Annotated in this window: 18 protein-coding genes and 1 riboswitch; of the genes, 8 read left to right on the top strand and 10 right to left on the bottom strand. The window is 44.5% G+C overall.

What is annotated here, in order from left to right; all coding sequences use genetic code 11:
• Nucleotides 1–516: 516 nt before the first annotated feature.
• From glgC to R7Q46_RS06460, 3 genes are all read left to right on the top strand, one after another.
• The gene (glgC, locus tag R7Q46_RS06470; protein WP_005378352.1) at nt 517–1,734 is read left to right on the top strand and encodes a glucose-1-phosphate adenylyltransferase; all 1,218 of its coding nucleotides are present in this window, start codon (nt 517–519) and stop codon (nt 1,732–1,734) included.
• Nucleotides 1,724–3,181, top strand: a complete 1,458-nt coding sequence (gene glgA / locus R7Q46_RS06465) for a glycogen synthase GlgA (protein ID WP_262647254.1) — start codon at nt 1,724–1,726, stop codon at nt 3,179–3,181. The genes glgC and glgA overlap by 11 nt, the downstream gene beginning before the upstream one ends.
• 109 nt (nt 3,182–3,290) lie before the next feature.
• Nucleotides 3,291–4,094, top strand: coding sequence for an alpha/beta fold hydrolase (locus R7Q46_RS06460; RefSeq protein ID WP_017820032.1), 804 nt, complete (start codon nt 3,291–3,293; stop codon nt 4,092–4,094).
• A 31-nt stretch (nt 4,095–4,125) separates the two neighbouring features.
• Here R7Q46_RS06460 and R7Q46_RS06455 read toward each other — a convergent pair whose 3' ends face one another.
• From R7Q46_RS06455 to torD, 5 genes are all read right to left on the bottom strand, one after another.
• Nucleotides 4,126–4,446, bottom strand: a complete 321-nt coding sequence (locus tag R7Q46_RS06455) for a DUF2007 domain-containing protein (RefSeq protein ID WP_169628369.1) — start codon at nt 4,444–4,446, stop codon at nt 4,126–4,128.
• Nucleotides 4,447–4,466: 20 nt separating this feature from the next.
• Nucleotides 4,467–5,153 carry a TVP38/TMEM64 family protein gene (locus R7Q46_RS06450; RefSeq protein WP_318077402.1) on the bottom strand — a complete coding sequence of 229 codons (687 nt, stop codon included), beginning with the start codon at nt 5,151–5,153 and terminating at the stop codon, nt 4,467–4,469.
• A gap of 114 nt (nt 5,154–5,267) precedes the next feature.
• Nucleotides 5,268–5,858 (bottom strand): TfoX/Sxy family DNA transformation protein, encoded by a 591-nt coding sequence (locus R7Q46_RS06445; protein WP_085569610.1) that lies wholly within the window; start codon nt 5,856–5,858, stop codon nt 5,268–5,270.
• A 116-nt stretch (nt 5,859–5,974) separates the two neighbouring features.
• Nucleotides 5,975–6,064: riboswitch (cyclic di-GMP riboswitch) on the bottom strand.
• Nucleotides 6,065–6,351: 287 nt separating this feature from the next.
• Complete coding sequence (gene purR / locus R7Q46_RS06440; RefSeq protein WP_005378368.1) at nt 6,352–7,356, bottom strand: HTH-type transcriptional repressor PurR; 1,005 nt, start codon at nt 7,354–7,356, stop codon at nt 6,352–6,354.
• Nucleotides 7,357–7,824: 468 nt separating this feature from the next.
• On the bottom strand, nt 7,825–8,472 hold the full coding sequence (torD, locus tag R7Q46_RS06435; protein ID WP_318077401.1) for a molecular chaperone TorD: 648 nt from the start codon (nt 8,470–8,472) through the stop codon (nt 7,825–7,827).
• Nucleotides 8,473–8,738: 266 nt separating this feature from the next.
• Here torD and torR point away from each other — a divergent pair, with 266 nt between their 5' ends.
• On the top strand, nt 8,739–9,449 hold the full coding sequence (torR, locus tag R7Q46_RS06430) for a two-component system response regulator TorR (RefSeq protein ID WP_005378370.1): 711 nt from the start codon (nt 8,739–8,741) through the stop codon (nt 9,447–9,449).
• A gap of 73 nt (nt 9,450–9,522) precedes the next feature.
• On the opposite strand, the gene elyC is transcribed toward torR, so the two are convergent.
• Nucleotides 9,523–10,308 (bottom strand): envelope biogenesis factor ElyC, encoded by a 786-nt coding sequence (gene elyC / locus R7Q46_RS06425; protein ID WP_053349441.1) that lies wholly within the window; start codon nt 10,306–10,308, stop codon nt 9,523–9,525.
• Between the two features lie 114 nt (nt 10,309–10,422).
• Here elyC and cmoM point away from each other — a divergent pair, with 114 nt between their 5' ends.
• Genes cmoM through mukB form a run of 4 tightly spaced genes read left to right on the top strand, consistent with a single transcriptional unit; the run spans nt 10,423 to nt 17,726 of the window.
• On the top strand, nt 10,423–11,214 hold the full coding sequence (cmoM, locus tag R7Q46_RS06420) for a tRNA uridine 5-oxyacetic acid(34) methyltransferase CmoM (RefSeq protein WP_025766915.1): 792 nt from the start codon (nt 10,423–10,425) through the stop codon (nt 11,212–11,214).
• 2 nt (nt 11,215–11,216) lie between these two features.
• A complete protein-coding gene (gene mukF, locus R7Q46_RS06415) occupies nt 11,217–12,554 on the top strand; it encodes a chromosome partition protein MukF (RefSeq protein ID WP_318077400.1) in 1,338 nt (445 codons plus the stop codon).
• A complete protein-coding gene (mukE, locus tag R7Q46_RS06410; RefSeq protein WP_005378379.1) occupies nt 12,535–13,260 on the top strand; it encodes a chromosome partition protein MukE in 726 nt (241 codons plus the stop codon). The genes mukF and mukE overlap by 20 nt, the downstream gene beginning before the upstream one ends.
• A gap of 2 nt (nt 13,261–13,262) precedes the next feature.
• Nucleotides 13,263–17,726: a chromosome partition protein MukB gene (mukB, locus tag R7Q46_RS06405; RefSeq protein ID WP_213970529.1), complete on the top strand. Its 4,464-nt coding sequence runs from the start codon at nt 13,263–13,265 to the stop codon at nt 17,724–17,726.
• Between the two features lie 143 nt (nt 17,727–17,869).
• Here mukB and R7Q46_RS06400 read toward each other — a convergent pair whose 3' ends face one another.
• From R7Q46_RS06400 to R7Q46_RS06385, 4 genes are all read right to left on the bottom strand, one after another.
• Nucleotides 17,870–18,022, bottom strand: coding sequence for a hypothetical protein (locus R7Q46_RS06400; protein ID WP_005378381.1), 153 nt, complete (start codon nt 18,020–18,022; stop codon nt 17,870–17,872).
• Nucleotides 18,023–18,249: 227 nt separating this feature from the next.
• Entirely contained in the window at nt 18,250–19,218 is a 969-nt protein-coding gene (locus R7Q46_RS06395; protein WP_005378387.1) for an alpha-L-glutamate ligase-like protein, read from the bottom strand.
• A gap of 3 nt (nt 19,219–19,221) precedes the next feature.
• A complete protein-coding gene (locus R7Q46_RS06390; protein ID WP_005378389.1) occupies nt 19,222–20,727 on the bottom strand; it encodes an inactive transglutaminase family protein in 1,506 nt (501 codons plus the stop codon).
• An 11-nt stretch (nt 20,728–20,738) separates the two neighbouring features.
• The gene (locus R7Q46_RS06385; protein ID WP_213871541.1) at nt 20,739–21,485 is read right to left on the bottom strand and encodes an ATP-dependent zinc protease; all 747 of its coding nucleotides are present in this window, start codon (nt 21,483–21,485) and stop codon (nt 20,739–20,741) included.
• Between the last annotated feature and the right edge of the window lie 4 nt (nt 21,486–21,489).

The following is a 21,489-nucleotide window of genomic DNA, read 5'->3' as shown; positions in this document are numbered from 1 at the left end:
ATCTTTGCTGCTTTGACTGAGTTTTGCTGACGCGAGAAGATCCCAGTATCAATATTTCGTAGTCGCTGATGTATTTTTTATGTAAAAAAATATTCGTTGTAACTTTCATTTTGCATTCACATATTTGTTATACATTGGGCTAAAAAATCGGCGGTGTAGTGAATCCGTTCGTAAATTGTTTTCACAATGTAATCGTTTGCTTTTCCATGTGTGATCTAGATATCGTCTTGAGTACGCAAGAGCTGTATGGTACACAGAATGGCGTATTAAAAATTGTAATTTAGAACCCGCTTAGATAATTTATTACAAAAATTAGTGCAACTGTGTGCATTGTTTGCGTCAAAAAATAAGGAAAGAGTGGACGTTGCATACTGGAAGTGCCGTAGCTTTTTTATCCGTGTTGTAAGAGTTCACAGAAACTCAGAGACGGTTGCTAAATGTATTCGCTTGACTCCCCGAGTATGACTCATTCAAGCGAGTACCAAATCCAAGCTATAACGATATGGAGAACAACAAATGGCTGGTGTTTTGGGAATGATTCTTGCTGGCGGTGAAGGCTCTCGTTTGAGACCTTTAACGGAATCTCGCAGTAAACCTTCGGTACCGTTTGGTGGTAGTTATCGATTGATCGATTTTGCTCTAAACAATTTTGTTAATGCGGATCTGATGCGCATTTACGTCCTAACCCAATTTAAATCTCAATCTTTATTCCATCACTTAAAAAAGGGGTGGAACATCAATGGCATTACAGACCGCTTTATCGATCCTATTCCCGCTCAAATGCGTACTGGTAAACGTTGGTACGAAGGGACGGCGGACGCGATCTATCAAAACCTGCGTTTTATGGAATTAGAGGAACCAGAGCAAGTTTGTATTTTTGGCTCTGACCATATCTATAAGATGGATATCAAACAAATGCTGAACTTCCACTCAGAAAAGAAGGCTTCTCTGACGGTATCTGCATTGCGCATGCCACTAAAAGAGGCGTCGCAATTCGGGGTTATCGAAGTCGATAGTGAAGGTCGTATGATTGGCTTTGAAGAAAAACCAGCAAATCCGAAGTCGATTCCTGGTGATCCTGATTACGCTTTAGTTTCAATGGGTAACTATGTTTTTGAAGCTCAGGTACTGTTCTCAGAGTTGGTCGAAGATGCGGATAATGAAGCTTCATCACATGATTTTGGAAAGGACATCATTCCAAAGATGTTCCCTAGAGGTGATGTGTTCGTGTATGACTTCAGTACCAACAAAATCAGTGGCGAAAAAGAAGAGGTGTACTGGCGTGATGTCGGAACTATTGATGCGTACTGGCAAGCGCATATGGATCTGCTAGAAAAAGATGCACCATTTTCGCTGTACAACCGTAAATGGCCATTGCACACTTACTACCCACCATTGCCACCTGCGACATTTACCGACTCTGATAATGGTCGTGTGCAGATAATCGATAGTTTAGTGTGTAATGGCAGCTATGTTAGAGGCTCAAGAATCGAAAAGTCGGTGCTTGGTTTTCGCAGTAATATTGCTTCTGCTTGCGATATCAGCGAATGTATACTTCTTGGTGACGTAAAAATTGGCGAAGGCTGTGTTTTACGTCGTGTGATTGTCGACAAGGATGCCGATATTGCTCCTGGTACTCAGATTGGTGTGAATCTTCAAGAAGATAAAAAACACTTCCACGTGTCTGAGGAGGGCATTGTTGTTATTCCGAAAGGAGCTCGAGTTGGCTACTAACAACTTATCTATTCTGTTTGTAGCTTCTGAGGTTGAAGGCCTCATTAAAAGTGGTGGCTTGGCAGATGTTGCCAAGGCACTACCGGAAGCCCTTCAAAACCTACAGCAAGACGTAAGAATTACCATCCCTGCGTACAGCAGTATTGATAAACTCGCAGACGCAGAAGTTGTATTAGAAACAGAATTAACATCATGGCCGCATACGGAGTACCGAGTTTTGCGGCTCATGTTAGGTCAAAATCCTGTTTACCTGATTGATTGTCCGCCGTATTTCAATCGACCATCAATGTATGCGGAGAACAACCAAGCGTATACTGATAACGGCGAGCGCTTTGCGTTTTTTAGTGCAGCATGTCTCGACATGTTACCCAAGCTCGCCTTTCAACCTAATATCATACACGCGAACGATTGGCACACAGGTCTTGTTCCATTTTTGCTCAAGCACAGGTATGGCAATGATCCGTTTTTTGCTCATACTAAAAGCGTCATTTCAATTCACAATGCGGTCTTTAAAGGCGTATTTAGTTATGAAGACGTGCAGTGTTTGCCAGAGTTTCATTGTAGAAACGTTCCCGATGCTGCGGTGAGTGCAACGCATATTACGATGCTCAAAGCTGGTGTAATGAATGCAGATAAGATAAACGCGGTCAGCCCTACGTACGCAGAGGAACTCAAAACAGAGCTTGGCAGTCATGGAATGGCTTGGGAGTTTCAGCAACGCGCGCAGGACTTAGTTGGTATTTTGAACGGTTGTGATTACAGTGCTTGGAACCCGGAAACGGATACTTACTTGCCAGTTAATTACTGCGCCGACCAGCAAAGTATGTCGCAAGGGAAGAAAGCTTGTAAAAAAGCATTACAACAACGACTAAATTTGCCCGAAAAAAATGTAGCTATGTTCGGTATGGTTTGTCGATTGACCCAGCAGAAAGGCGTTCATTACTTGTTGCCTGCTTTGGCCGATTTTTTGAAGCACGATGTTCAGCTAGTTGTCGTTGGGACCGGAGACCCTATTCTTGCCGCTCAGCTACGAGAGGTTGCCGCGCAGTTTTCTAGCAAATTTGCCTTTGTAGAAGCGTATGACAATGAACTTGCGCATATCGTTGAAGCTGGTTCTGATTTCTTCTTGATGCCTTCTGAGTTTGAACCATGTGGCTTAAACCAAATCTATAGTATGGCTTATGGGACATTACCGATAGTACGCGGTGTTGGTGGCTTAAAGGACAGCGTTAGCGATTATGATGTAAACCCATCTGAAGCAACGGGGTTTGTTTTTTTCGAACCGACACCGCAGGCATTGTTGTTAACGATGCTAAGGGCACTGTTGCTCTACGCTCAAAACGAGCCTGAAGTGAATAAAGTACAGTTGCACGCGATGCAACGAGACTTTTGTTGGCAAAAGGCCGCAGAATCTTATTTGCAGCTTTACCACTCAGCGTTAGTTTGACTTAAAATTGTAACGAAAGGCACCGAATGAGGTGCCTTTATTATCTTGAGTAAGGGGAGTGTGGTAGGATGGCTTTTTACTCAATAGCACGATCTTTTTGATACTCAATATGACCCAGCCGCTACTTTTTCATAAAACCTATTTGCACCCTACTAGTAATGAGTGGGTTGTATTTGTGCACGGTGCTGGTGGTAGCTCTTCTATCTGGTTCAAGCAAATTAAAGCTTACAAGCAACACTTTAACTTATTGCTGATCGATTTAAGAGGTCATGGAAAGTCAAATCAGTTACTTAAAGAGCTCATTGCTAGCCGTTATACCTTTACGGAAGTTACCCAAGATATTTTGAAAGTATTGGACCATTTAAAGATCCAATCCGCTCATTTTGTCGGTATGTCGCTTGGTACTATTATTGTTCGAAACCTTGCTGAATTGTCATCAGAGCGCGTACGTTCGATGGTGCTCGGCGGTGCTGTCACAAGGCTTAACACTCGTTCTCAGATATTGGTGAAATTAGGTAATTTTTGTAAGCATATCCTACCGTACATGTGGCTCTACAAACTGTTCGCTTATATTGTTATGCCTCAAAGAAGCCAACGAGAATCTCGCCACCTTTTTATTCGCGAAGCCAAGAAGCTTTGCCAAAAAGAATTTAAACGTTGGTTTATTCTTGCCGCTGATGTAAATCCGTTAATGAAATATTTTAAAGATCGAGAGTTACCCATTCCGACTCTTTACTTAATGGGCGACAGGGATTACATGTTTATTAAACCTGTCAAAGAAATGGTTGCAGCACATAAACTCAGCATTCTACGAGAAATCCCGAATTGTGGTCATGTATGCAATGTAGAGCGTCCAGAAGACTTCAATCAACACTCCATCGAGTTTATTAAACAGCAAGCTGTATGTGCTTAAAACTGAGTGCATCCACTGAATAGGAGAGCCGCTATAGCTCTCCTAGTTGATATCCACATTGCCAACATGCACCAAATTGCCCTTCGTTTATTTCATGACATTTTGGGCATTGCCAATCTTGATACTCATGCCTATCGGATTGTTTTCGATATGTTTTTACTATTTCTTCAGCTTTCATCTTTTGTGCAGTGTCAAAAAGCCACACATAAGGATCGGTATCATCACCAAACGGCAGTTCTCCTTTTAAGCCGAAAATACCTTCTCCGCGAACTTCACAGTAAATTTGTTCCACTTTAAGCAGCTCACATACAATGTGTGCTTCTGCTGGGTTTTTAGCGATAAATATTTTCATCAAAATACCCACTTCACCAATTACAAGTTTTGCTGACTTGGTGTCGGCCTTACTTTATTCATAACCCATTTAGTGATGATTGGAAATAGTCCCAATAGCGCAAAAGACGCTAATACTGCGGGTGAAACAATGCCCGATAGGCTTTCAATTGTTGCTAATTGAGTACCTGCATTCAGATATACGGCTGTGCCTGGCAGCATACCTATTTGGCTAGTGAGATAAAATCGACCTACAGACATCGGTGTTAAGCCCATCAGTAAGTTGATTAGAAAGAAAGGGAATACAGGGATTAGACGCAAGGAAAATAGATAAAAAGCTCCGTCTTTTTCGACACCTTGATTAATTGCGTTGAGTTTATTTCCGAATTTGTTTTGTACCCAGTCACGCAATAAGTATCGGCTGCTCAAGAAGGCCAGTGTTGCCCCCATAGTGCTAGCGAAAGAAACCAGTAGCAAGCTTGTCCAAAAACCAAATAAGGCTGCACCAAGTAAGGTGACTACTGCCGCTCCTGGGATAGAAAAAGCGGTAATTGCAATGTAGGTAAAAAAGTAAATCGCAGCCGAGAATACAAAATTCTGATCGATGTATGTAGTTAGTGCTTCTTGTTGGGCTTTTGCATTCTCTAAGGTTAAATACTGGCCAAAGTTAATACCTAAAAAGACGATAGCCGCTAGTAGGATGAGACCTAATATCAGTTTCTTATTCATAATTTTGATTCCAATTTGGGATATATGTAATAAGACAGTAGGAAAACCGAAAAAATTTCACAAAAAAACCGCAGATTAGACTGCGGTTTTACAAGATAGTTTTTAGGCCGACTTTTATTGGAGGGCGTTCATCAACTCATCTCGGCGAGCTTGAGGTACTACACTCCAATGAGTGCCGTTGATAGCACCTTCTAGTGCCCATAGCAACTCAATGTTGACGGTTGCAGAGTGCGTATCTCTTATCGCTTTATAGGCGTTAAGCGCACCTTCCTCTTCAAGCTTCTCTACGGATTCGATGCCGGCTTTTTTTAGCATGCGCTCGGTAGCCAGTCGTAAGTTAGGCAAATCTTTCAAACGGTTAGGCTTTGTACTTGCTTGCTGTTCTTTCTCAAGCTTTGCCTTTTTCAATGATTGATTCGCTACTTCGATTAAGCGTTCGCTTGATTCCCATAAATCGCTGGAAATAGCGTAGTACTTTGTAACGACTGGAAAGCCACGTTTTTTATAAACGTAAGGCTTTAGCCCTTGTTTCTCGAAGTCAGATGAAGTTTTTTGGTCTGCTCTGATATGAAGCTGATTGTTTACCACTAGTGCAAACATTGTTTCATCAGCGAATAGTCCGAAGCCACCAAACATTGAGCGCGACTTGATATTACCAAGTGCCTCAAATAGCTTCATAGAGTCTTTGAGTATCGGTTTATCCATGTTTTGTTATCTCGGTGTAATTAATATTACGCCACCAAAAGTCAGGTCCGAGAGAGTAGCAAACATGCGTAAAAACAATGTCATTACAGAGTAAAGTCATTGCTTACACACTTGCCATCGGTAACCCCGCTACCTTCCATATCGTAATATGGTTCAGGCCGGAGGCTTTGCGTCCCACTCTTTCGAATGGTTTGCCCTGTGCGTGACACAATGAGCATACTTCTTATATTGAATTAACATCACGGTTTAGCGTTAAAAGTGTGATTTCGGTTCAATAAAAATGATAGATTGAATGCTCTATTTTGCATATGGAAAGGTGCAAATTGGCCTTTGAAAAGGAGTTCTTAATATATATTACATTTATATAAAACAGGGAGTTAACGTTAGTCAATTGTTATTAGAGCTGTGTGAAGTATTAGAGAACACTTAATTTTCCCAAAAAAATAAGCGCCCCTGTAGAGCGCTTATTTAACACGGTTAAATACAGTGAAATTTAGTTCATTTTTTTCACAGTATTTCGAATTACAAGCTCAGGTTGCATTTCGAAAATTCGTTTTTCGTGTTCTTTATCTTTGATACGCTCAAGTAGAATTTCGAATGCATTTTTACCAACACGACGTTTAGGTTGGTGGATAGTCGTTAGCGGTGGAGAGAAGTATTCCGCAAGCTCGATGTTGTCGTAGCCGATCACTGAAATATCTTCAGGAATTTTGATCCCGTTTTGTTGCAAGCGGCTCATTAGGCCTAGAGCCATTGTGTCGTTAAAACAGAATACCGCCGTCGGGCGCTTGTCCATTGCGGTAATTTTATCTGCAACTAATACGGCCGTATCACATTCAAAGTTACCTTCAAGGATCCAGTCTTCATTTACAGCTAGGTTCGCTTCACTCATTGCGCGACGGAAACCTGCAATGCGCTCTTGGCAAGCAAGCTTTTCAAAATGACCGCTTAGACAAGCGATATCCGTATGACCATTGTCAATCAGATGTTTGGTTGCAATGTAGCCACCTTCTTCTGAGTTATCCATGATCTTGTCTGCTTGTGAGCTCTCTGGGCCCCAATCCATGACCACTTTAGGAATGTCCGCATGACGGTCAAGCATCTCTTTTAGTTCTTCGGTTAAGTCAGAACACATCACTAGGATGCCATCAACGCGCTTTTCAGCCAGCATACGAATGTAATCGCGTTGTTTTTCGTAAATCCCGCCTGTGTTACATAAAATCAGAGTATAGCCTTGGCGGTAACAGTAGCTCTCAACGCCATCAATCACTTCTGAGAAAAATAGGTTAGTTGATTGAGTTACTAACATGCCAATCGTACGAGTTGAGTTGCATTTTAGGCTGCGTGCAACGGCACTTGGCGCGTAATTCAGCTCGTCAACGGCTTTCATTACTTTTTCTTGCGTTGCTTCTGCAACGAAACGCGTTTTATTGATAACGTGCGAAACTGTCGTAGTGGAAACGCCGGCTAAGCGAGCAACGTCTTTTATCGTGGCCATAAATGGTGTCCTGTATCGAGCTACTGAAATATGTCGTATTGGATGTACCTGATGCTCTAATGGTTTCACACCTAGCAATATAAAATTGGCGCTAAGTGTCTCGGCAGCGGTTGATCCAAGTGCGACAAAAGGGTGCGTAGCAGCATCGGTCGATGAATTTTATCTTTTTTCTATCTGATGAGAAATTGCCATCAACCTGTTAAGAAAACACAAAAACCGCTATATTTCAGCGGTTTACATATAAATCATATTTAATCGTTTGCGCTCACATTTTAGCCCTATGTGGACTGACTAGCAATGTTTTCAGCAAGAGATTTGTGTATTTGAAGTCACATTTTGACTGCTAAATAACCAAGCGTCTTTGCGCTAAGTTAAGGCAAACGAATATTATACCCAAGTTACTTACAATTGGTCACTTTCAGGCATACAGGAAGCCCGATAGGCAGGCTCCCTAAAAATAGGCGGCAATTATTCACCAAGAACGTAGGCGCTGTCTAGTTTACAAAATGCAACTAATAGTTTCGCGACACTCGAGTAAAATCCAAATTCGTCGAATTGTTTACATTTGTCTGAAAACTGAGGTAACCAAGACATCAATTGTTGCTGGATAAAGTCGTTTTGTTTAACGAAGGCTTCTTCCATGTGTTTTTCTTGTTCAAGCTCGTTTGAGCGGATAATCATGTTCCCGAGAAAGTCGAGCTCAACGGCTAAGTGATCCGCAGGTTCCTTTAGGTTTTCGTCTACTTGAACGCCAAATTCAGTCATCAACTTTTCCATTTCCTCAGCTGGCTTGTCATTCAGTAAACCTGATTCACCAATGTACATGGATGCGTAAGGAAGAGCGCCGTATTTTTCTGTCTTCAAAAACAGTTCACAAAAGTCAGCTGCAAGCTCTAGTTGTGCATCTTCACGATCTTGTAACCGATTCAGCGCATCAACTAGGCTATCAACGGCTGGTTTTAGCGACTCATTTTCACCTAAACCTGCGAGAAAACTGCGAATTTCAACACTGTGATAGGCTTCCAATTCTTTCTCTGTTAGTTCTTTTGCGAACAAGCTCGAAAACCACCAGTAAATTTCAGCGCGTTTTTCATTAAAAGCTTTCACTTCTTGCATTTTGGGCTCCTGAATGATGCTTCAAGTCATGCATCACAAAGTCAATTAGGGATATCCCCTAAGTGTAATCAATTAAAATGAATAGCAGTAACTATAATTGTTATGTTTTATGGTCAAAAATGACCGTTTATTAATAGCAATGGGCAAGCTTGTTTTGAATCAATAAAAACGCTAAATCTTGCGTTTTAATGTATCTATGACTAGAAATGTTACTAGTTATGAATAGAATACGTCTTGGATAATAAGAAGACAGAAAAGTGGTGTAAATGAGCTATCACGTATTAGTCGTAGAAGATGATGTTGTAACTCGTAGTAAGCTTGCGGGATATTTCCAAAATGAGGGCTACCAAGTCAGCGAAGCAGAGAGTGGCGCAGAAATGCGTGAAGTTTTGCAAGCGGGCGATGTAGACCTGATCATGCTGGATATTAACCTGCCTGGTGAAGACGGCCTGATGCTTACTCGTGAGTTACGTAGCCAATCGGATATTGGTATCATATTAGTAACAGGACGCACGGATAGCATTGATAAAATCGTAGGCCTAGAAATGGGTGCTGACGATTATGTGACAAAACCTTTTGAACTGAGAGAGCTGTTAGTTCGCGTTAAAAACTTGCTGTGGCGTATTTCAGCAGCGCGCAGTGGCAGCTCGAAAGCGAATGAAACCAGTGAAGAGCACATTGTGCGCTTTGGGGAGTGGACATTCGACATTCAACGTCGCGCACTTAGCCGCAACGGTGAGCCAGTAAAACTAACTAAAGCAGAGTACGAACTTTTGGTGGCATTATCGTCTTACCCTAACCAGGTGTTAAGTCGTGAGCGTATTTTGAACATGATCAGCCATCGAGTTGATGCGCCGAATGACCGCACCATTGATGTTCTTATTCGACGTATGCGCGCAAAAATGGAGTTCGATCCTAAGAACCCACAGATTTTTGTAACGGTACACGGCGAAGGCTATATGTTTGCTGGTGACTAGTTTGAACATCACTAAATCGTAAAAAGAAAAAGGAGAGCTTCGGCTCTCCCTTTTTTGTGGCTTCAAGATAATACTAGTTTGCTTCAGCCATTGGTGTTTGGCCGACAGTATCACGCAATCTTTGCCAAATGCTGCCCAAGTACTCATGCCAATAAAGCTCTGTTTGTTCTAAGTAACGCGCTTTAGGTGAGTATTTATCCCAAGGTTGACTTATCTCGCTAATAGCTAAGAAGTTGGTCGGAGCTGGTATTGGTTTAATGCCTGCTGCGTTGAACTCATACAATGCACGGCTCATGTGACTCGCAGAAGTGACTAACACAATCTCCTTTTGTTGAACGAATGCAGCCGCTTGACGCGCCTCTTCCCACGTATCTTTCGCATCTTCTAATAAAATGATATCGGATTTCGCGACTCCCAACGCAAGGGCAACGTTCGCCATCATTCGCGCGTGGCTAATTTCAGATCCGCCAGCATAGCCGGATAAGATTAATTTCGCGCCTGGATACATTCTTAAAATACGAATGCCCTCAGTTAAGCGCATTAATGCTGCACGGCTTAACTGCGAGGTGGGTGGAATTTCGTCATCGATAACATGACCATTCCCTAAAACCATCACGTAGTCGATGGTGCCAGAAACTGGCAAAAAGGCTTTATGCTCTCGCTCTAACGGCATAAGAAGCTTGGTTGAAACAGGTTGGAAGGCAACAAGAAAAATGCCAACAAAAGAGAATAGAACAACGAAGCAGCCAGTTTTACGTTTTGTAGTAAAACTAATGAGAGCAAGACCCAACAAGCCTATCAGCAGCAATGCCGGAAGGGGCATAAGCATGGCTGACACTACTTTTTTCAGCTCAAACATACATAAATAGTCCGAAAAAACATCAATTGATAATAAAAATGAGGGTATCCCTCTTTATTCCTGCTTTCCTTGTGCCAGAATAGCGGCACAATCCGTTATGATAACTCAGCAGAAGTGACAGAAGACCGCAATTTCGACGATATCGCCCACAAATTTGCAAAAAATATTTACGGCTCCGATAAAGGGGAGATCCGCCAAATCATTGTGTGGGAAGATTTTCTACAGATTCTAAGTGAATTAGATGCTGACCAGCAACCCCTAGAAGTGTTAGACGCTGGTGGTGGTTTGGCACAAATGTCGCAAAAGCTTGCTAAGCTCGGACATCGAATCGCTTTATGTGATCTATCTTCGGAAATGCTGCAGTTGGCTAAGCAGGATATTGAAAAAAACGGTTTGCTTGAGCAGTATCGCCTGATTCATTCGCCTGTCCAATCCATCGGTGAACATATGGATGGACAGGTCGATCTGGTTATGTTCCACGCTGTGATGGAGTGGCTGGTTGATCCTAAGGCCGCACTTGAAACAGTTCTTGAACAAGTAAAACCGGGAGGTATCGCATCAGTCATGTTCTACAACCACCACGGTTTAGTCTATAAAAACGTGGTTTGTGGCAACATTCCTCATATATTAGACGGCATGCCTCACCGAAAAAGATTTAAACTACAGCCGCAAAAAGGCTTAAAACCTGAAGAAGTCTACCAGTGGATAGAAAATTCAGGTTTTAATATTTGTGGCAAATCTGGTATTCGCTCATTTAGTGATTACATAGGCAATATGGAATACATGGGTGATTACGAGTTTGAAGATGTGTTGGCGCTAGAAAAACAACTTTGTCGACAAGAGCCATACCTCTCATTAGGCCGCTACATTCATGTGTGGGCTAAAAAGAACGATAAACAGGAATAACAATGAGTGAGATGACTCTCAATGCTGCAGAGCAACCAATCGATGAGCTGGTTGGCTGGGTTAAGCAGCACGATTTCTCGTTGAACCTGACCACAGAGCGATTGGCATTTTTGATAGCCATTGCCGTACTGAGTAATGAAAGGTTCGATGAAGAACTGGGTGAAGGTGAATTGCACGACGCATTTGCCATCGTCACTCGACTTTTTGATGAGACCGGCGAAGCTTCGGCTTTCCGTGCGAACAATGCCATCAACGAGATGGTTAAGCAGCGTCTTATGAGCCGTTTTGTCAGTGAGATTACTGACGGAGCGAGCATTTACCGCTTGTCGCCATTAGCGATAGGAATTACCGACTACTACGTGCGTCATCGCGAGTTCTCGAAACTGCGTCTTTCTATCCAGCTATCGATGGTAGCGGATGAAATGGCAAAAGCGATTGAAGCTGCACAAAAGGGTGGCACTCCGGGCCACTGGAAGAAAAACGTTTACGGAATTTTGAAATATTCTGTAGGCGAGATCTTCGATCAAATCGACCTTAACCAACGTGTGATGGATGAGCAGCAACAGTCTGTTAAACAACAGATTGCTGATCTGCTTAACAAAGACTGGCGTGAAGCGATCAACAACTGTGAAGCGCTACTGTCAGAAACATCAAGCACGTTGCGTGAACTTCAAGATACGCTGCAAGCCGCCAGTGATGAACTGCAAACTCAGATCCTCGATATTCAAGAAATTGTTTACGGTGACCCTGAGCTGGAGTTTATCGAAGAAGCCTTGTTTGGTCTGCAAATGAAACTAGACCGAATCACAAGCTGGGGCCAGCAAGCTATCGACCTTTGGATTGGTTATGACCGACACGTGCACAAGTTTATTCGTACTGCAATCGATATGGATAAGAACCGTGCGTTTAGCTCGCGTCTGCGTCAATCCGTCAAAGAATACTTCGATGCGCCTTGGTATCTGACTTATGCAGATGCGGAGAGGCTTTCTGACCTTCGTGATGAGGCCCTAGTACTGCGTGATGACGAGGTCACGGGTCAAGTTCCGATGGAAGTAGAATACGAAGAGTTTCAACAAGTCAATGATGAGTTGTCTGAACGAATTGGTGACATGCTAAAAGCGCATAAAGATCAAGGCACACCAATCGATTTGAGTGTGGTACTGCGAGATTACCTTGCACAGCACCCTTATACTCATCATTTTGATTTAGCTCGCATTATCGTCGATCAAGCTGTACGTCTAGGGTATTCAGAATCGGATTACCAAGCGATTCAACCAGACTGGAAAGCAATCAACGAATTTGGGGCAAAGGTACAAGCGAATGTCATCGACCGATACTAATGAATACATGTCAGAGAATCTGGCAAAAGCAATTTCTAACCCTCTGTTCCCAGCGCTAGACAGCATGCTTCGAGCAGGGCGTCATATCTCAAGTGAAGATCTAGACAACCACGCGTTGCTGTCGGATTTCGAACTTGAGCTTTCTTCTTTCTACCAACGCTACAACACCGAATTGGTGAAAGCGCCAGAAGGTTTCTTCTATCTTCGTCCTCGTTCAACGTCTCTGATTGGCCGTAGTGTTCTTTCTGAACTGGATATGCTGGTGGGTAAGGTACTGTGTTTCCTTTATCTAAGCCCAGAGCGTCTTGCGCACGAAGGCATCTTCACTAACCAAGAGCTGTACGACGAACTGCTTGCTCTAGCAGATGAAAATAAGCTGATGAAGCTAGTGACGAACCGTGCTACCGGTTCTGACCTTGATAAAGAAAAGCTGTTTGAAAAAGTACGTACGTCACTTCGTCGTCTGCGTCGCCTAGGCATGATCATCAACATCGGTGAAACCGGTAAGTTCAGCATCAGTGAAGCGGTATTCCGCTTTGGTGCCGATGTACGTATTGGCGATGACATGCGTGAAGCGCAACTGCGTCTGATCCGTGATGGTGAAGCAGTAGTGCACACCAAAGAGCCAAGCCAAGGCAGCTTATTGTCTGAAGAAGATCAAGACGATCAAGCCCAAGAAGAAACAACAGAAGAGGGTGAAGCATGAGCATGATTGAACGCGGTAAATACCAATCGCTGACCATGGTCAACTGGAACGGCTTCTTTGCCCGTACGTTTGACATCGATGGTCTGGTCACCACGCTATCAGGTGGTAACGGTGCAGGTAAATCAACCACAATGGCGGCGTTCATCACCGCATTGATTCCTGACCAAACGCTGCTGCACTTCCGTAACACGACAGAAGCAGGCAGCAGCCAATCGTCTCGCGACAAAGGTTTGTACGGTAAGCTACAGCCGGGCGCATGTTATGCGGCGCTAGACGTGGTGAACTCACGTAACCAACGCCTGTTGTTTGCAGTAAAACTGCAGCAAGTTGCGGGTCGTGATAAGAAGGTAGACATCAAACCGTTTGTTATCCAAGGTCTTCCAAGCCATGTGAAACCAACGGATATCTTGGTTGAAAGCGTATCTGCGACTCAAGCTCGTGTACGTCAAATCAACGAAGTAAAAGAATCGATCGCGGAATTTGAAGGTGTTCAGTTCAAAGCGTTCTCTTCTATCGTGGATTACCACGCGCAAATGTTTGAATTCGGTGTGATTCCGAAGAAACTGCGTAACTCTGGTGACCGTTCTAAATTCTACCGCCTGATTGAAGCATCGCTTTACGGTGGTATCTCAAGTGCGATTACACGCTCGCTACGTGACTACCTTTTGCCACAAAACGGCGGCGTGAAGAAAGCGTTCCAAGATATGGAATCGGCGTTGCGTGAAAACCGCATGACGCTAGAAGCGATCAAAACCACGCAAGCAGACCGTGACTTGTTCAAACACTTGATTACAGAGTCGACCAACTACGTGGCGGCGGACTATATGCGCCATGCCAACGAGCGCCGTAAAAAACTAGAACAGACATTGTCTTTGCGTTCAGAGTTATTTGGTTCTCGCGAGACCTTGATTGAGCAAAACAATCTGCTTAACCGCGTTCAAGAAGAGCTGGAACTGCTGATCGAGTCAGAATCTTCTTTAGAGCAAGACTACCAAGCGGCTTCTGATCACTTGCAACTTGTGCAAAACGCGCTGCGTCAGCAAGAGAAGATCGAACGCTACCAAGAAGATCTTGAAGAGCTGAGCGAGCGTCTTGAAGAACAAATGATGGTAGTCGAAGAAGCGCAAGAACGCGTGATGATGGCTGAAGAGCAAGCTACCGTTGCAGAAGAAGAGGTGGATAGCCTTAAGACGCAACTTGCTGATTACCAGCAAGCTCTTGACGTTCAGCAAACTCGCGCCCTTCAATATCAACAAGCAGTTCAAGCGCTGGAGAAAGCGAAGCAGCTACTTGGCGATGACAGCCTAACGGCGGAATCGGCTCAAGCGCTTGTCTCTGAGCTTAAGAGTAAAGAATCAGAAAGCACCAATGCGTTGCTATCGGTTAAGCACAAACTGGACATGTCTTCTGCAGCGGCAGAGCAGTTTGAAACCGCGCTTAAACTGGTACAAAGCATCGTTGGTCAAGTTGAGCGCAAAGACGCGTCTGAACATGCGAAAACCGCAATTGCGAAAGCGCGTGAGTCACAACAAATCGCACAAAACGAACAGCAATGGCGAGCACAACACCGTGATCTCGAACGCAGCCTTAACCAGCAGCGTCAAGCACGTGAACTGGTTGCTGAATACAAAAAGCAATATCACGTTGAACTAACCGATGAGGTTACGTTTGAACAAGAACGTGAACGTCATGCGACGCAAATCGAATCACTAGAGATAGCTCAAGAAGAAGTTCGTGATCAGCGTGGTGAACAGCGCCGTCTAGAGCAAAACGCGGTGGCAGAAATCAGTAAGCTTGAAGCAATAGCACCAGCTTGGATTGCGGCGAACGATGCGCTAGAGAAACTGAGAGAGCAGAGCGGTGAAGAGCTTGAGGATCGCCATGCGGTAATGAACCACATGCAAGTTGTCCTTGAACAAGAAAGGGAGCTGTCTTTAGCTAAAGATAAGCTTGCTGAGCGCCGTAGCCAGCTAGACTCTGAGATTGAGCGTCTTGCTTCTCCTGGTGGTTCAAATGACCCTCGCCTGAAAGGTTTGGCAGATACGCTGGGCGGTGTATTGCTGTCTGAGATCTACGATGACATCACGATTGATGACGCGCCTTACTTCAGTGCGATGTACGGTCCGGCTCGTCACGCTATCGTTGTTTCTGACTTGTCAGGCATCGAAGAAAAACTGGTAGAGCTAGACGACTGTCCAGAAGACTTGTACATCATTGAAGGTGACATCGATGCCTTTGATGACAGCTCGTTCGATGCAGAAGAGTTAGAGGGCGCGGTTTGCGTTCGTATGAACGATCGCCAAATGCGTTACTCTCGCTTGCCTGAGATCCCATTGTTTGGCCGTGCGGCACGTGAGCAGCGTCTAGAGTTGCTGCGTAACGAACGAGAAGAAGTGGTAGAGAAACACGCAAAAGCGGCGTTTGATTCTCAGAAAATGCAGCGCTTGTACCAAGCGTTTAACCTATTTGTGTCTAACCACATTCAGGTTGCTTTTGACGCCGATCCAGAACAAGCACTGGCAACTATTCGTGATAAGCGTAACCAAATTGCTCGCGTGCTGGCGGATCTGGATGCGAAAGAGCAACAACAACGTTCTCAGCTTCAAACCAGCAAGCAAGCGTTGTCTTCTCTGGACAAGCTAGCGTCACACATGGTGCTTGTTGAAGATGAGTCATTGCAAGCGCGTTTTGATGAGCTAGAAGAGAAAATCGCTCAGCTTGCAGAGGCGAAGAACTTCTTAAGCAACCATGCAAAAGCCGTCGCGCAATTAGAGAATATTGCGTCTGCGCTTGATGCTGACCCAGAGCAATTCGATGCACTAGAAGCAGAATACAAAGCGGCAGACGAGCGGCTACAAGATCTTAAGAAGCAAATCTTTGCACTCTCGGATCTCGTTGAACGTCGTCACTACTTCGCTTACTCAGATTCAGTAGACCTACTGAACAAGAGCAGCGAACTGAGCGAGCAGCTAAAAGCTAAACTGGTTCAAGCTGAACAAATGCGTACACGCTCTCGTGAAGAGTTGAAGCAATCGCAAGGTCAAATGAACCAATACAACCAAGTATTAGCTTCATTGAAGAGTTCACACCAAGCGAAACTGGAAACGGTTCAAGAGTTCAAACAAGAGCTTCAAGAGTTTGGCGTGAACGCTGACGAAGGTGCAGAAGAGCGCGCAATGCGTCGTCGTGACGAATTGCACGAGCGTCTACACACGTCTCGCAGCCGTAAGAGCGAATACGAGCGCACGATCACCTCTACTGAACTCGAGATGAAAGGCTTGGCGAAACGTCTGAAGAAAGTTCAGAAAGAATACGTTGAGCTACGTACCTTTGTGGTTGCAGCGAAAGCTGGCTGGTGCTCTGTACTTCGTCTGGCGCGCGAGAACGATGTTGAACGTCGTCTACACAAGCGTGAACTGGCTTACATGTCAGCGGATGAACTGCGTTCGATGTCGGATAAATCACTGGGTGCGCTGCGTCTAGCGGTTGCGAACAATGACGACCTGCGTGATGCGCTGCGTTTATCAGAAGACAACGCTCGCCCAGAGCGTAAAGTTCTGTTCTACATCGCGGTTTACCAACATCTTCGCGAGCGCATTCGTCAGGATATCATCCGTACTGATGATCCAGTTGAAGCGATCGAAGAGATGGAAGTTGAGCTAGCGCGTCTAACGGAAGAGCTAACCCAACGTGAAAACCGCTTAGCGATCAGCTCTGAGTCAGTAGCGAGCATCATTAAGAAGACGATTCAACGTGAGCAAAACCGTATTCGTATGCTGAACCAAGGCCTGTCGAACATCTCGTTTGGTCAGGTGAAGGGCGTACGTCTGAACGTGAAGATCCGCGAAAGTCACGAAGTGCTACTGAACGGCCTAGCGACACAACAAGAGCAGCATAAAGACCTGTTTGAATCGACTCGCTTTACCTTCTCTGAAGCAATGGCGAAACTGTTCCAACGCGTGAACCCACACATCGATATGGGTCAACGTTCACCTCAAGTTCTGGGTGAAGAGCTACTGGATTACCGTAACTACCTAGAGCTAAGTGTAGAAGTGAACCGTGGTACAGATGGTTGGCTACAGGCTGAGTCTGGCGCGCTATCAACAGGTGAAGCGATCGGTACCGGTCAGTCAATCCTTCTTATGGTTGTTCAAAGCTGGGAAGAAGAGTCTCGTCGTCTACGCAGCAAAGACATTGTGCCTTGTCGTCTGCTCTTCTTGGATGAAGCCGCGCGTCTGGATGCGAAATCGATCGCGACATTGTTCGAATTGTGTGACCGTCTGGATATGCAGCTTCTTATCGCGGCGCCTGAAAACATCAGCCCAGAGAAAGGTACGACCTACAAACTGGTGCGTAAGGTGTTTAAAGATCACGAACACGTACACGTGGTTGGCTTGCGTGGTTTTGGTCAAACGGATAAGCCTAAGACTGAAGCACAAGAGATGATTGAAGAGTTTGAATCGTAAACTTCGAATCTAACAAAACGCCCGCAATGAACGCGGGCGTTTTTGTATCTATTTACGAGGTAGGCTTCGAACAACATAAGACAAGCCGAGACTGTAGGACGGCAGTCTCGGCTTATTAGCGGAACTTAATGAGGAAGCGACGTTTATTCCTCTGGAATATCGTCCCTGACTTCGATCATTTCAGCAAGTTCTTCAAGTGCTTGGACAGAAAGCTCAGACAAGCGTTGTAGGTGTTGGTCTAAGCTCTCTTGTTCTTCAAGCTCTGGTTCATCATTATTTGTTTCTTTTATTAGCATTTCCCAACCTCTCAAGTTGAGTAAGGGGAGCTCTCATCATACTCAAAAGGCAAAGTAGAAAAGAAACGATCTATGTTGATTTTGTTAGCTCGATCATTGATTCAACTTATATATGAGAAGGATGTGTTTAATAAGGAGAGCAAGTGCAAGGTTTTTGGATGCGGGAACAAAAACGCCAGTAATCATGACAATTACTGGCGAGTAATAACGAACATTATGTCGGAGGGTTAGAACAACGGCTTCACACCGAACTGCTCTGCCGCGTAAGCGACGCGTTCAATCGGTTTTGGATACTCAGCAGGTGTGCCAAGGCTCTCTATGTGTTTCAAACGAGGAAGCAAGCCTGCACCATTAGCGATTTGGATTGCCAGACCAGGGCGAGCGTTAAGCTCTAAAACCATAGGTCCTTCATCTTTATCCAGCACCATATCCGTACCCATGTATCCCAAACCTGTCATTTCCCAGGCACTTGACGCAAGCTCCAGCAAGCGCTCCCAATGCGGTACTTGAAGGGTCGAAAGGTCTTTACCTGTATCAGGGTGATGAGTCACTGGATGATCGAACTGCACCGCTCTGACGGCTTTACCTGTCGCGATGTCAATGCCTACTCCTACGGCACCTTGGTGAAGGTTTGCTTTGCCGTCGGAAGCCGCTGTAGAACAGCGCATCATCGCCATAACTGGATAACCTTTAAATACGATGATCCGAACATCTGGTACGCCTTCATAACTGAAGCCATCAAAACAGTCATCAAACTTGATTAAGTTTTCAACCACAGCAACGTCATTTTTACCACCAAGAGAGAAAAGGCCAGCAAGCGCATTACTAATGTGACGCTCGACCTCATCCCTACCAATTGTAGAGCCGGAGGGTTTGGTATATACCCCGTTTTTGTGAGACGTAACAACCAGAATGCCTTTACCGCCACTACCTTGTGCAGGTTTGATTACAAAACCAGGCCAGTTCTCAACCATTTTGTGGATAGTCTTAACTTCAGCTTGGTTATGAATGACACCGATCAGGGCAGGAACTGTTGCTCCTGCTGCCTGTGCAATAATTTTGGTCTTTAGCTTGTCATCGACAAGTGGGTATTTAGAACGATCATTGTAACGGCCAATATAGCTGTGGTTACGCTTGTTCATCCCCATAATGCCTTTATGGCGAAGCTTAGACGGCGAAGTAAAACTTTCGAACATCGTTTAGTCCTCCGCTAGTGGTTTGAAGCGTCGTAGCTCAGTGAGGCGGTAACCTGTGTAAGTACCTAGTAATAGAATACCGGCCAGAACAATCAACTGTAGACCAATGAAGTTAAAGGTTAAGTGTTGAATGTATGAGTTCGTCATTGCAAGGTAAACTAATACCGCTGTCAGCAATGAACCACCACCTTGCAGAGCAACTTCCTTCGCACCTTCTTCTTCCCATAGGATTGACATACGTTCAATCGTCCAAGACAAGATGATCATAGGGAAGAAGGTAATTGTTAGGCCTTCTGTTAAGCCCATTTTAAACGCAACAACGGTGAACACCGAGATGATCATAATAACGGTAATAATGACCGCAGATATCCTTGCTACCAGCAATAAGTTCAACCTAGACAAATAGCTTCGAATAATCAGGCCTGTACCTACAATTAGCAAGAAACCGACAATACCCGTTAATAGTTGAGTTTGAACAAAAGCAACGGCAATCAACACAGGCATAAAGGTACCGGATGTTTTCAGGCCGATAATCACGCGCAAGAACACAACGATCAGAGCACCAATAGGGATGAGCATGATGGTTTTGAACATCGCTTGCTCTTCCAAAGGTAGGCTATGAATTGAAATATTCAGTAATCCATCTGCTTCTATTTTGTTGTTCGTAGCTTGTTGTGGTGTCATTTCTTGCTTAATCATCGAGAAATGCACTTGGCTATTTTTACCACCAACAAGGTCAAGTAAGGATACGTTTGATTCATCCCACACTAACAAGTTGGGTTTCACTGCTTTTTGTTCGGATTTTGGCGAAAACAGTACCCAATCTTTACCTGACCAAACCTGAACCATTGGTTGAATTGTTTGGCGTCGACGACCATCTTCTAGTTCGATAACACCGACGGTTTTGCTCTGTATACCTGCGGTAAGCAAAATGTTATGCAGTGCATCAGTACGGCTGAAATCGTTCAGTAGTAGCGACGAGTTTTGGCTATCAGGGTCATTAAGCGCTTTGATAAGCTCACGAGTAAACGTCACATTATCGGCTGAGCGACTCATCGCACGTTCGATAAGGGCATTTGCCGCTGCTGCTTGTGGTGCTGAAAGCGTTGGTGGCGTAATGTCTTCCGTTGGCGGTAAAGGAGTGACTTTAGCCTGAGGGTCTACTAAGAACTGAGCTTTGTAGTATATGGTTTGTGGCCCTTGAGCTTGGCGAATTGACCATTCTGCACGACGGCCTGAATCGTCATTGATGTAGGAAACGCCATAACCTGATGAGGAAGCAGATTCACCGATAAGTGTGTAACCACTTTGTGTATGAGGTGCTGCAAGTGACGCTTTTACTTCGTTGCCGTTAGCATTGAACTCAATACGAGCTTCTACATCCCACACCTGGCGAGTTTCGCCTGGCGTCCAAGGCACGCCGTAGTTTTCATGTCTGAAAACACTCAGAGCAATGCCCGCAATCACCAATAAGATGATAGAAAGGTAAAACGGTATTTTTGACGTCATAATCTACCTTATTATTTTTTATCTTCGTCCGTTTGGATATAGGTACGACTTACATCGACAAGTGCTATGTCGCGCATAAATTCTCTACCCAGTAAAATAGGATGGTTCATATGTGAGCGATCTGCCAACGTAAATTGCGCTTTTTCATGAATTTTTCCAACGCGCACCCAAAGTTCTACCACAGCGCGGCGTTCTAACTCTTCACTGGTAACCTGGCGGATTTTGACGTAGCGAATGACAGGTGCTTCGATCCAAGTACTTTTCTCTTCTTCGGATTTACTGGTGTCTGCTAAGTGGAATCGGACCCATTTTTTGCCATTTCTTTCGAACTCTTCAATATCAACGGCATTTAAAGACGACGTCGCGGCACCAGTGTCGATACGTGCATCAAAAGTTTGCTTAATCGACTCTACAGTGACCTTTTCGATAGAGCCAAGGACAATATCGTGAGTTGGGGTTGGTTCCACAGGAGCGGGAGATTGGACAATAATCGGCTCTTTCGGTTTTTTTACTTCTGCCATTGCTTCATCGCGAAATGTAAGAAGTTCAACCTGTAGTTTATCGACTTGTTCTTCAAGGCTGTCGATATAGTCCGATTGGTTGCTGAGCTGTAGCTCTAGGTTGGTAATGCGATTATTGACACTCGCTTCTGAATTTTGAATCGCCGCTAACGTTTCTTGGTGGTACTGTTCGCCTTTGGTTAGTGAGCATCCAGATAGTAAGGCGATGGCAACAATCGGGGTCAATCGTAATAACATTGAA

Source organism: Vibrio sp. 811 (genome assembly GCF_033339195.1).
Note: the sequence above shows the minus strand (reverse complement) of the source record. Positions and strands in the feature narration are given on the sequence as shown.

What these genes read in the sequence shown, in the direction of transcription:
- R7Q46_RS06455 (WP_169628369.1), bottom strand. Translation starts at nt 4,446, where the DNA reads ATGAAAATATTTATCGCTAAAAACCCAGCAGAAGCACACATTGTATGT.
- R7Q46_RS06395 (WP_005378387.1), bottom strand. Translation starts at nt 19,218, where the DNA reads ATGTTCGAAAGTTTTACTTCGCCGTCTAAGCTTCGCCATAAAGGCATT.
- mukE (WP_005378379.1), top strand. Translation starts at nt 12,535, where the DNA reads ATGTCATCGACCGATACTAATGAATACATGTCAGAGAATCTGGCAAAA.
- R7Q46_RS06450 (WP_318077402.1), bottom strand. Translation starts at nt 5,153, where the DNA reads ATGAATAAGAAACTGATATTAGGTCTCATCCTACTAGCGGCTATCGTC.
- torD (WP_318077401.1), bottom strand. Translation starts at nt 8,472, where the DNA reads ATGCAAGAAGTGAAAGCTTTTAATGAAAAACGCGCTGAAATTTACTGG.
- torR (WP_005378370.1), top strand. Translation starts at nt 8,739, where the DNA reads ATGAGCTATCACGTATTAGTCGTAGAAGATGATGTTGTAACTCGTAGT.
- elyC (WP_053349441.1), bottom strand. Translation starts at nt 10,308, where the DNA reads ATGTTTGAGCTGAAAAAAGTAGTGTCAGCCATGCTTATGCCCCTTCCG.
- purR (WP_005378368.1), bottom strand. Translation starts at nt 7,356, where the DNA reads ATGGCCACGATAAAAGACGTTGCTCGCTTAGCCGGCGTTTCCACTACG.
- mukF (WP_318077400.1), top strand. Translation starts at nt 11,217, where the DNA reads ATGAGTGAGATGACTCTCAATGCTGCAGAGCAACCAATCGATGAGCTG.
- R7Q46_RS06400 (WP_005378381.1), bottom strand. Translation starts at nt 18,022, where the DNA reads ATGCTAATAAAAGAAACAAATAATGATGAACCAGAGCTTGAAGAACAA.
- R7Q46_RS06445 (WP_085569610.1), bottom strand. Translation starts at nt 5,858, where the DNA reads ATGGATAAACCGATACTCAAAGACTCTATGAAGCTATTTGAGGCACTT.
- R7Q46_RS06385 (WP_213871541.1), bottom strand. Translation starts at nt 21,485, where the DNA reads ATGTTATTACGATTGACCCCGATTGTTGCCATCGCCTTACTATCTGGA.
- R7Q46_RS06390 (WP_005378389.1), bottom strand. Translation starts at nt 20,727, where the DNA reads ATGACGTCAAAAATACCGTTTTACCTTTCTATCATCTTATTGGTGATT.
- mukB (WP_213970529.1), top strand. Translation starts at nt 13,263, where the DNA reads ATGATTGAACGCGGTAAATACCAATCGCTGACCATGGTCAACTGGAAC.
- R7Q46_RS06460 (WP_017820032.1), top strand. Translation starts at nt 3,291, where the DNA reads ATGACCCAGCCGCTACTTTTTCATAAAACCTATTTGCACCCTACTAGT.
- glgC (WP_005378352.1), top strand. Translation starts at nt 517, where the DNA reads ATGGCTGGTGTTTTGGGAATGATTCTTGCTGGCGGTGAAGGCTCTCGT.